The sequence below is a fragment of the Dapis hubbardiae BLCC-M172 genome, from assembly GCF_050016015.1.
GTDB lineage: Bacteria > Cyanobacteriota > Cyanobacteriia > Cyanobacteriales > Microcoleaceae > Trichodesmium.
Genome location: NZ_JBNHEQ010000193.1, coordinates 13,449 through 23,011, shown reverse-complemented (window position 1 = coordinate 23,011; position 9,563 = coordinate 13,449). Strand labels below are relative to the sequence as shown.

Below are 9,563 nucleotides of genomic sequence, written 5' to 3'. Positions count from 1 at the left end.
TGCTGTTTGTTTTTCTCCTAAGTCATTGTAGACACTGCCAATATTATTGAGAGTTGTTGCTTCCCCACTCCGATCGCCTACTTCCCGTCTGAGAGGTAAAGCTTGCTGGTAGTAATTGAGTGCTGTTTGTTTTTCTCCTAAGTCATTGTAGACACTGCCAATATTATTGAGAGTTCCTGCTTCCCAACTCCGATCGCCTACTTGCTGAAATACAGGTAAAGCTTGCTGGTAATAATTGAGTGCTGTTTGTTTTTCTCCTAAGTCATTGTAGACACTGCCAATAAGAACCAGTGTAACTGCTTCTCCCCTCAAGTTACCTGCTTTCCTAAACAATAGTAGCGCCTCTTCCCATTTAGCGATGGCTTGCCTCCGAGACTCTGCTGTTCCTTGCTTAAATAGTTCAGCTCCTTGCTTCAATAATCTTTCTGCCTCAGCATTGGCATCTATCTGAGCAACAACTTCTCCCCCATTGACAATATTGGGCAACATTAATACAGGAAAACTGACATTAAATAACATCAGACTATTAACACTGAGAATAGACAACCATCTCTTAGGAGAAACCATAAACTTAACCCTTGCCTCACAACCAAAATTTTCAATACTATTATATTTCTAGTTTCAGGGAAGATATGCAATTTCAGTTATCAGTCATCAGTTATCAGTTATCAGTGCAGTATCTTATTCATTTCCCATAAATGTTCTAAAATTATATTATTCTGAGGAATGCCTTGGTCTATTAAATCTTGAGTAATTCCCTGTTCTATACCATCATATTCAACATAGACTTTTCCCTCTCCTAGAGTAATATAAATAATATTTCCTCTAACTCGCTTGCCTCTGTTCCATCCCACTTGCATCAGAGCATAGCGATCGCGTTAGCGGAACGGAGTTCTATCGCTTTGTTCATCAAAAACAGTATCCAATCTAATATTTCCATGAGAAGGACATAATTTAGCATATTTCCCAATTACTTGTTTGACTATTTCTCTATAGGTCTTTGGGGTATCCATTGTAAAAACTCGACTTTTTCTAAATCTACAACCAACAATTTCATGGGCAAATTATTAATTACTAAAGTATTGGTTTGTAGTAGGGCTTTAGCCCGATATAGCAAAGTGGGCTGAAGCTCTACTACTAGCCTAATTATAACAACCGGACATAATATAATGTTCTTGGATATTATCAAGCGACTTGCAATTCTAATCAGTAATAAGGTGCGTTACGCGGGAATAACATTAACTCTAACTAAGTATAATTTATCTACCCGCTAACGCACCCTACTGGACTGACACACCTAATTTTGTGCAAAATTGTAGGGTGTGTTTCCGCTAAGAGCGGACATGAAAAGACGGCTTAAATTCAGATTATGAGAGGGATTCAGCAATCCGTCGTAACGCACCATTTTAGCTGTGTCGGTCTACTACAGAAACTATCTATTAACTACCAGCTACTACTTCCACAGGTTGACTCTTTTGCGGATGTATTTTCTCTACATCACTTTGCAAAGCTGCATACAACCGATTTAAAGCATTTACATAAGCCTCAGCAGATGCCACAATAATATCAGTATTGGCAGAATGACCAGAATAAACTCGCCCTTCATGGCGCAACCGAATAGTCACTTCCCCAATGGCATCAATGCCAGCAGTTACCGACTGCACAGTAAACTCAATTAAATCATTCGGTACATTCACTACTCGGTTAATTGCCTTGTACACAGCATCTACAGGACCTGTACCAATAGCAGCATCCGTCAATTCTTCTCCATCAGGAGTACGAATACTAACTGTCGCCGTAGGACGAGAGCGATCGCCACAAGAAACTTGCACAAACTCCAAGCGGAAAAGTTCGGGTGGTTGTCGAACCTCGCTATTAACAATAGATTCTAAATCCCAATCTGTGATTTCTTTCTTTTTGTCTGCCAAATCTTTGAATTTAACAAACGCTTTATTAATTTCTTCCTCTGAGAGTTCAAACCCAAGTTCTTGCAAGCGAGTTTGGAAAGCATGACGACCGGAAAGTTTGCCCAAGACTATCTGATTATCTGTCAACCCGATAGACTGAGCATCCATAATTTCATAAGTCAGTTTATTTTTCAGTACCCCATCTTGGTGAATACCTGACTCGTGAGCAAAAGCATTAGCACCAACAATAGCTTTGTTTGGTTGCACAAACATTCCTGTCAAATTAGAAACCAGACGAGATGTTTTGTAAATTTGGCGCGTATCAATATTAGTGAGTGGTGCTTCTGACTCCGGTGGGCGACCCAAAAATGGATTGAAATATTGTCGCCGAACGTGCAACCCCATAACCAACTCTTCCAAAGCAGCATTACCAGCACGTTCACCAATACCATTAATAGTACATTCTAACTGACGAGCGCCATTTTTCACTGCTTCCAGGAAGTTAGCAACTGCCAAACCGAGGTCGTTGTGACCGTGAACTGAAATAATAGCTTGGTCAATATTCGGTACATTTTCCTTAATACCCCGGATGAGTGCCCCAAATTCAGCAGGAGTCGTATAACCTACAGTGTCAGGAATATTAACAGTAGTAGCTCCAGCAGCGATCGCCAATTCTAATACTTGATAAAGAAATTCTGGGTCGGAGCGACCTGCATCTTCCGGGGAAAATTCTACATCATCTACAAAGGTTTTGGCATAGGCCACCATTTCTGGAGCAATCTCTAATACTTCTGCTCTAGTTTTCTTAAGTTTGTAGGCCAAGTGAATATCGGAAGTGGCAATAAAAGTATGAATACGTCCTTTTGCTGCTGGTTTAAGCGCTTTACCTGCTGCCTCAATATCTGCACGGGTTGTTCTTGCCAAACCGCAGATAGTTGGGCCATTTTCTACACCTACTGTCTCAGCAATTTTTTGTACTGCCTCAAAATCTCCTGGACTAGAGTATGGGAAACCAGCTTCAATTACATCTACTCCGAGGCGAGATAGTTGTCGAGCAATGGTTAATTTTTCATCTATATTAAGAGCTGCACCAGGAGATTGTTCTCCATCCCGGAGGGTAGTATCAAAAATAATAATTCGGTCTTGACTGGTGGTCATTGTTTTTTTCCTTGTAGTTTAGAGCAATTAGCCTACAACTTTTTTATATCTTAAATTTTCAGCATTTAGCTGTTAGCTATCAGTCATTAGCAAGCTTGTCCATAGAAGTCAGAATTTAGTGTAGTGGACTGTTTCAGCTAAAACTGTGCATTAGGGAGTAGGGGAGTAGGGGAGTAGGGTAGGGACGTTGCATAAGGGCGTCCGTACGGGAGAAAGATTGTTGTTTGGTTTCGTCCCTCAACCCAACCTACATCTATTGCATCATTTAAGATGAAACAGTCTAGTAGTAGACTGACACAGCTAAAACTGTGCATTAGATTTTTTCGCGCCTCACCCCATCACCCTATTTCCCCATCACCCCATCCGCCATTTTCTAATGCACCATTTAAGGTGTGTCAGTCCAGTAGTTATTGATAGATTGAGCAATAATGACCGGGGTACAAAATACCTATCTAAGAAACTGTTTGTAAACTCATAAAAGCCTCTATCCTATAAGGATATAGACTTTTGAACCTCCTTTCCTTAGCAGGGAAGGCGTTAGGACAGTTAGGTTTGTGCGGATTCATCCGTTTCATACAGCACTTTCCCAACAGCTTCTAAAATCTATCACCATTGAAAAATGGTAAAAGCTGAATGTAAGCTAGATAAATGCTGACCTTGAATTTTCCCTTAAAGGGTAGTTAATATAGCTAGAATTAAACATAAATTGGTCTAATTTTTTCTAGTCTTCTAGAAGATATCTAAGTCTGGAAATAAATTTAGGTTTTTTCCTTATTCCTTATTCCTTATTCATTAATATTCTGCTTTTTCTATTTGGTCACGAATATTATTTAAGTCTACATATTGGTCTGTAGCATTGCGCAATTCTCTAGCAATCATTCCTTCTGTTGATACAACTGTAATATGAGTATTTTTAGACCGCAATAATTCAATAGCTCTTTCAAAATCTCCATCTCCACTAAACAAAACTACTTCATCATATTGGTCTACTGTATTAAACATATCTACAACAATTTCAATATCTAAGTTAGCTTTTTGAGAATAGCGACCCGAAACATCATCATAATATTCTTTCAATATTTTAGTGCGTACTGTATAACCCAAACTAATTAAAGCATCTCGGAATCCTCTTTGATCTTGCGGGTCTTTTAAACCTGTATACCAAAAAGCATTTATTAATTTTACTTCTGGTTTGTTAAAGTATTCTAATACTCTTCTCGGGTCAAAAAACCAACCATTTTTTTGTTGAGCGTAAAACATATTGTTACCGTCAACAAATATAGAAAGACGGTTCATGGAATTTTTCATAGAAACTTAAGTTTAATATTGGTTTTAGATAATTCAGGCTAAATCCATTACTCTAGCAATATTTTTATCATTAATGTAAGTCTATTGAGTCTCTGAAAACTTAGATTATTTCTTGCATATTTCATATTTAAACTGCCAAAAATTACCCTTATATTATAAACAAATAATATTTTTCTCTACCCATAATTTTAATGAACTTAGCAGTTCAGTATTCTAGATTTCAGGCTTTTTTCGGTACAATATATTCCTTTTGATGCCTGTTAAATTTATTGATCTCCTGCTACACTTCCATACAAGACCTTAACTTTTAATCAAGGCCATAAGTTAATATTTGATTAATCTAATATCTAAAATTTAGCCAAATCAAAAATAATTGACTTAATAAAAGCTATGTATGCAAAATTATGAATATAGAAAATTTTGGGCAGTATAAAATTACAGCCCTTGTTGTAAAAAAATTACACAGATAAAAACTTACACCCTGATAAATTGCTGGGGAGTTATATCTAAGCCTTCTTACTTTCAATCGCCCAACGAGCTAACTCTGTCCGATTATGCAGACCCGTTTTACCAAGCATATTGCTCACATGACTCTCAATCGTTCTTTGACTAACTTCCATAATTTGTGCAATGTCACGATTAGCCATTCCCTTGGCTACCAATTGGACTACCTTTAACTCTGTGGGAGTTAATTCTACGTTTCGGCGCACCTTAATTGTTGGCCCAATGCTGACCCCGGAATTTTGATGTTTAATTAGGCGAGAAGCCTGCTTGAGAGAAGATTCTACTTGAGCCACAAGTTCTTCTGGTTCAAATGGTTTGACAATGTAAACATCAGCTCCAGTATTTAGACCCTTAACTCGATCCTGACTTTGACCCTTAGCAGATAAAAATAGAACTGGAACCCATTCTGTATCTGAATTTTCTCTGATATGCTGCACCAGGGTATAGCCATCCATTTCTGGCATCATCACATCACATATAATCAAGTCTGGAATTTTTTCTTCTAGCAGTTCTAGAGCTTCTCGGCCATTTTCTGCTGTTATTACCTGGTATCCACGAAATTCTAAATAATCCTTGACCAATAATATTAAATTAGGGTCATCATCAACCAACATTAAACATCCTTGGTCTGTAGTATTCATTTCCTTCATAATGAAGAACTCACTTTTTTGATTCCTGCAAACATTAACTTCACAGACGGGTATAACCCACGTCTTTCATAGCAGAGTGAGGAAGTAAGGCAACTTTGCCACTTTCCTGATAAATTTAAAGATATTTATCCTTACCCAGAAGGCTTGGACTGTATCTAATCCTCAAAGGGAATTGATCCCCTATCTATTATAGTTTATAGTTATAGATTATAGATTTTATACTCAATCAATAGTCCTATAGTTTAGGTAGATATAGCTAGATAATAGTTTTGTAGTGATGGAAAATAATTACCACTACTTTTGATAATAATATATGATAATTCAACAGTATTCCCTATTAATAGTATCAGGAACTATGGTTAATTTTACTGACTTAATTAAGTTAAAATCTATGGTGAATTGATAACAGTTAGTTAGGGATTGGGAACTGAGCTTTTGAGTCAATGGGCAAGTAATTTGCCCATGATAGCCTAGTATGGGCCTATTAATTTTTTTTATACCCGACACTTAAGGGCGGGGTATTATTCTGGCAAAGGATGAGTCAGAAAAACGTATTCCTCTACTACTTGAGAACCGATTATGTGTTCTTGAATAATTCTTTCAATCACAGGAGGAGTTGCAGAGTGGTACCATATTCCTTCTGGATAAATAACCATGATTGGACCTTGACAACAAACTCGTAAACAGTTAGCTTTAGTGCGAAATATAGAGCCTGATATGTTAATGCCAGGCTGATCAAGTTTTAATTCTTTCAGACGTTTTTTGAGATAATTCCATGCTTCTAAACCAACCTCTTTTGAGCAACATTTCGGTTTAGTTTGGTCAGCACAAATAAAAATATGTCTCTGAATTTTACTCAGTCCGAGAGATTGGACACAACTTCCTAGGGATTCTTGACAAATATCTGGGTCAATATTTCCCTGTTGAAAATTTTCCTGGCATTGGGCCATTTGTTCCTCTGTCCCATGATCTTTTTCGGTTTTGTTAAATAAATTATCTATCATTAAGTCGCGATACACCTTGAATTTGCTTCTATAATAGTTATTCTTGCCAAAGTCAAATGTTGGATAGAGAATGTCACATGACTTAGGAATTGCTAGTAAATCAACAGTTCTACTACCATAATTCTAGTTTATTGTCTTCTGAGATGACTTTTTGCTGCATGATAATTACTCCAAGTCAGAAGTTAAATTCTTCTAGTGCAGAGTCAGCACTGATAACTGAAATGACTCTTGGTAAATACCCAAATCTCTAGTTCGGAAACCCGTACAGCTTAATTAGTTGCGATCGCCACAGCTATTCAGCTAAATTAGCACTCAGATGGTGAGAGTGCTAAAAAAACAAAATGAAGTTAAAACTTAGCTTCACCTTAAGCCTGTCAACAACAATAAAATTTATCTGGAGGTAAAGTAATGGCAGCCGTAACACTGAGTGTTTCTACTGTTAAACCCTTGGGGGAACGTGTATTCGTTAAAGTCAGCGAATCTGAAGAAAAAACAGCAGGTGGTATTCTTCTACCTGACAGTGCAAAAGAAAAACCTCAAGTAGGAGAAGTTGTCTCAGCTGGACCTGGTAAACGTAACGATGATGGTTCCCGCGCAGAAATGGAAGTTAAAGTAGGAGATAAAGTTCTCTACTCTAAATATGCTGGAACTGATATAAAACTAGGTGGCGATGAATACGTCCTACTTGCTGAAAAAGATATCCTCGCAATTGTTAACTAATACCTCGCCCTTAAGGGGAAGGTTTAAACAAGTTGTTCCATAGCACTAGCAAACTTTTTCTTCATATTTGATGTTTGCTAAAGTGCTAAAACAACTAATTATCAACACAAAAAAATAAACATCCACAATTACTAATCAATAGAAATTACAACTATGGCTAAACGTATTATTTACAACGAAAATGCTCGTCGCGCCTTAGAAAAAGGCATGGATATCCTCGCTGAGTCTGTAGCAGTAACTCTAGGTCCTAAAGGTCGCAACGTAGTTCTAGAGAAAAAATTCGGCGCACCTCAAATTGTTAATGATGGTGTAACTATTGCTAAAGAAATTGAACTAGAAGACCATGTAGAAAATACTGGTGTTTCCCTAATTCGTCAAGCAGCTTCTAAAACTAATGACGCAGCAGGTGACGGTACAACTACTGCAACTGTTTTAGCTCATGCAATTGTCAAAGAAGGTCTACGCAACGTTGCTGCTGGTGCTAACCCTATAGCTATTAAACGTGGTGTTGATAAAGCTGCTAACTTCCTCGTAGAAAAAATTGCAGCTCATGCTCGTCAAATTGAAGATTCTAAGGCGATCGCTCAAGTTGGTTCTATTTCTGCTGGTAATGATGAAGAAGTAGGTCAAATGATTGCTGAAGCTATGGATAAAGTAGGCAAAGAAGGTGTGATTTCTCTAGAAGAAGGAAAGTCTATGCAGACTGAACTAGAAATCACTGAAGGTATGCGCTTCGACAAGGGTTACATCTCTCCCTACTTCGCAACAGATATGGAGCGGATGGAAGCTGTTCTCGAAGAACCTCAAATTTTGCTAACTGACAAGAAAATTGCTTTAGTACAAGATTTAGTACCAGTTTTAGAACAAGTTGCTCGTTCTGGTAAACCATTATTAATCTTAGCTGAAGATATTGAGAAAGAAGCTTTAGCAACTTTGGTTGTTAACCGTCTGCGGGGTGTATTGAATGTTGCTGCGGTTAAAGCTCCTGGTTTTGGCGATCGCCGGAAAGCTATGTTAGAAGACATCGCTGTATTAACTGGTGGTCAAGTTATCACTGAAGATGCTGGTTTGAAATTAGAAAGTACCAAGCTAGAGATGCTTGGTAAAGCACGTCGCATTACTATTACTAAAGACAACACTACTATCGTTGCTGAAGGTAACGAAAAAGAAGTTAAAGCACGTTGCGAACAAATTCGTCGTCAAATGGAAGAAAGCGACTCTTCCTACGACAAAGAAAAGTTACAAGAGCGTTTAGCTAAGTTAGCTGGTGGTGTAGCAGTTGTTAAAGTTGGTGCTGCTACTGAAACTGAAATGAAAGACCGTAAGTTACGCTTGGAAGATGCTATTAACGCAACTAAAGCTGCTGTAGAAGAAGGTATTGTTCCTGGTGGTGGTACAACTCTAGCTCATTTGGCTCCCGATCTAGAAAATTGGGCAAATGAGAACTTACAAGCTGAAGAGTTGACTGGTGCTTTAATTGTTAGTCGTGCTTTGTTAGCTCCATTAATGCGCATTTCTGAAAATGCTGGTCAGAATGGTGCGGTAATTTCTGAGCGCGTGAAAGAGAAAGATTTCAATACAGGTTTTAATGCAGCAAATAATGAGTTTGTTGATATGTTTGAAGCTGGTATTGTTGACCCTGCGAAAGTAACTCGTTCCGCTCTACAAAACGCTGCTTCTATTGCTGGTATGGTGTTAACAACTGAGTGTATTGTTGTTGATAAACCTGAACCCAAGGAAGGTGCTGCTGCTGGCGCTGGTATGGGTGGTGGCGATTTCGATTACTAGGTTTTTTGAGATTGGGGGCAATTTAGGAATTGTTCCCCATCCGATTTGTTTGTCTAAAAAGTGTGTATTGTGTTTGAGTCACTTCCAGTTTGTGGAGGTGACTTTGTTATTTTATAGAACTAATTTAGGATATTTTTTCGGCGATCGACAGATAGGTAATAAATTTGATTTTTGCTGAATTATAGTAGTTTTCATGTTTTTTAGAGTACAGAGATTTGAGTTTAAAGAAAGAAGGCTTTAGTTATCTAGGAGAGAAGGCTTTAGTTATCTAGGAGAGAAGGAAGAAGTAATGCAAGTCATGAAGTGAAAACCACTATAATTAATATATCAAAATTCATCAAAATATTCAATTCTGTTGTGGTTTTCTTTGAGGTAATTATCCATTATCCATTATCAATTAATGAATATACCAATACTTTATTGAGCTTGATTAAGACTATAAATTGATACCCTATTCTCAAGTTTATTGCTAGGAAATAACTTAGATATTCAGATTATATTAGACTTGTTTCAAAGGTTTTAAT

Annotated in this window: 8 protein-coding genes and 1 pseudogene; 2 read left to right on the top strand and 7 right to left on the bottom strand. The window is 37.6% G+C overall.

All coding sequences use genetic code 11. The features are described from left to right. The 7 genes and pseudogenes from ACP6PK_RS31705 to ACP6PK_RS31675 all read right to left on the bottom strand — a co-directional run. On the bottom strand, positions 1-567 hold a 567-nt coding region (locus ACP6PK_RS31705; protein ID WP_426561270.1), incomplete at its 3' end, for a tetratricopeptide repeat protein. Positions 568-668: 101 nt separating this feature from the next. After that, positions 669-866, bottom strand: a pseudogene (locus ACP6PK_RS31700) (element excision factor XisI family protein); the annotation flags it as partial. Between the two features lie 12 nt (positions 867-878). Further along, entirely contained in the window at positions 879-1,013 is a 135-nt protein-coding gene (locus ACP6PK_RS31695) for an element excision factor XisI family protein (RefSeq protein WP_246844073.1), read from the bottom strand. A gap of 426 nt (positions 1,014-1,439) precedes the next feature. Continuing rightward, positions 1,440-3,065 carry a 2-isopropylmalate synthase gene (locus ACP6PK_RS31690; protein ID WP_426561042.1) on the bottom strand — a complete coding sequence of 542 codons (1,626 nt, stop codon included), beginning with the start codon at positions 3,063-3,065 and terminating at the stop codon, positions 1,440-1,442. Positions 3,066-3,857: 792 nt separating this feature from the next. Beyond that, the gene (locus tag ACP6PK_RS31685; RefSeq protein WP_426561040.1) at positions 3,858-4,373 is read right to left on the bottom strand and encodes a LabA-like NYN domain-containing protein; all 516 of its coding nucleotides are present in this window, start codon (positions 4,371-4,373) and stop codon (positions 3,858-3,860) included. A gap of 506 nt (positions 4,374-4,879) precedes the next feature. Continuing rightward, positions 4,880-5,527, bottom strand: a complete 648-nt coding sequence (locus tag ACP6PK_RS31680) for a response regulator transcription factor (protein WP_094672718.1) — start codon at positions 5,525-5,527, stop codon at positions 4,880-4,882. 521 nt (positions 5,528-6,048) lie between these two features. Next, positions 6,049-6,477 carry a (2Fe-2S) ferredoxin domain-containing protein gene (locus ACP6PK_RS31675; RefSeq protein WP_094672719.1) on the bottom strand — a complete coding sequence of 143 codons (429 nt, stop codon included), beginning with the start codon at positions 6,475-6,477 and terminating at the stop codon, positions 6,049-6,051. Positions 6,478-6,939: 462 nt separating this feature from the next. Here ACP6PK_RS31675 and groES point away from each other — a divergent pair, with 462 nt between their 5' ends. Both groES and groL read left to right on the top strand, forming a co-directional pair. Continuing rightward, positions 6,940-7,251, top strand: a complete 312-nt coding sequence (groES, locus tag ACP6PK_RS31670; RefSeq protein ID WP_094672717.1) for a co-chaperone GroES — start codon at positions 6,940-6,942, stop codon at positions 7,249-7,251. Positions 7,252-7,404: 153 nt separating this feature from the next. Next, positions 7,405-9,039: a chaperonin GroEL gene (gene groL, locus ACP6PK_RS31665; RefSeq protein ID WP_426561037.1), complete on the top strand. Its 1,635-nt coding sequence runs from the start codon at positions 7,405-7,407 to the stop codon at positions 9,037-9,039. The last annotated feature ends 524 nt before the right edge of the window (positions 9,040-9,563 follow it).

Bases quoted from the DNA above. Each gene is read 5' to 3' on its own strand.
- ACP6PK_RS31695 (WP_246844073.1), bottom strand. From the start codon at position 1,013: ATGGATACCCCAAAGACCTATAGAGAAATAGTCAAACAAGTAATTGGG.
- groL (WP_426561037.1), top strand. From the start codon at position 7,405: ATGGCTAAACGTATTATTTACAACGAAAATGCTCGTCGCGCCTTAGAA.
- ACP6PK_RS31685 (WP_426561040.1), bottom strand. From the start codon at position 4,373: ATGAAAAATTCCATGAACCGTCTTTCTATATTTGTTGACGGTAACAAT.
- ACP6PK_RS31675 (WP_094672719.1), bottom strand. From the start codon at position 6,477: ATGGCCCAATGCCAGGAAAATTTTCAACAGGGAAATATTGACCCAGAT.
- ACP6PK_RS31680 (WP_094672718.1), bottom strand. From the start codon at position 5,527: ATGAAGGAAATGAATACTACAGACCAAGGATGTTTAATGTTGGTTGAT.
- groES (WP_094672717.1), top strand. From the start codon at position 6,940: ATGGCAGCCGTAACACTGAGTGTTTCTACTGTTAAACCCTTGGGGGAA.
- ACP6PK_RS31690 (WP_426561042.1), bottom strand. From the start codon at position 3,065: ATGACCACCAGTCAAGACCGAATTATTATTTTTGATACTACCCTCCGG.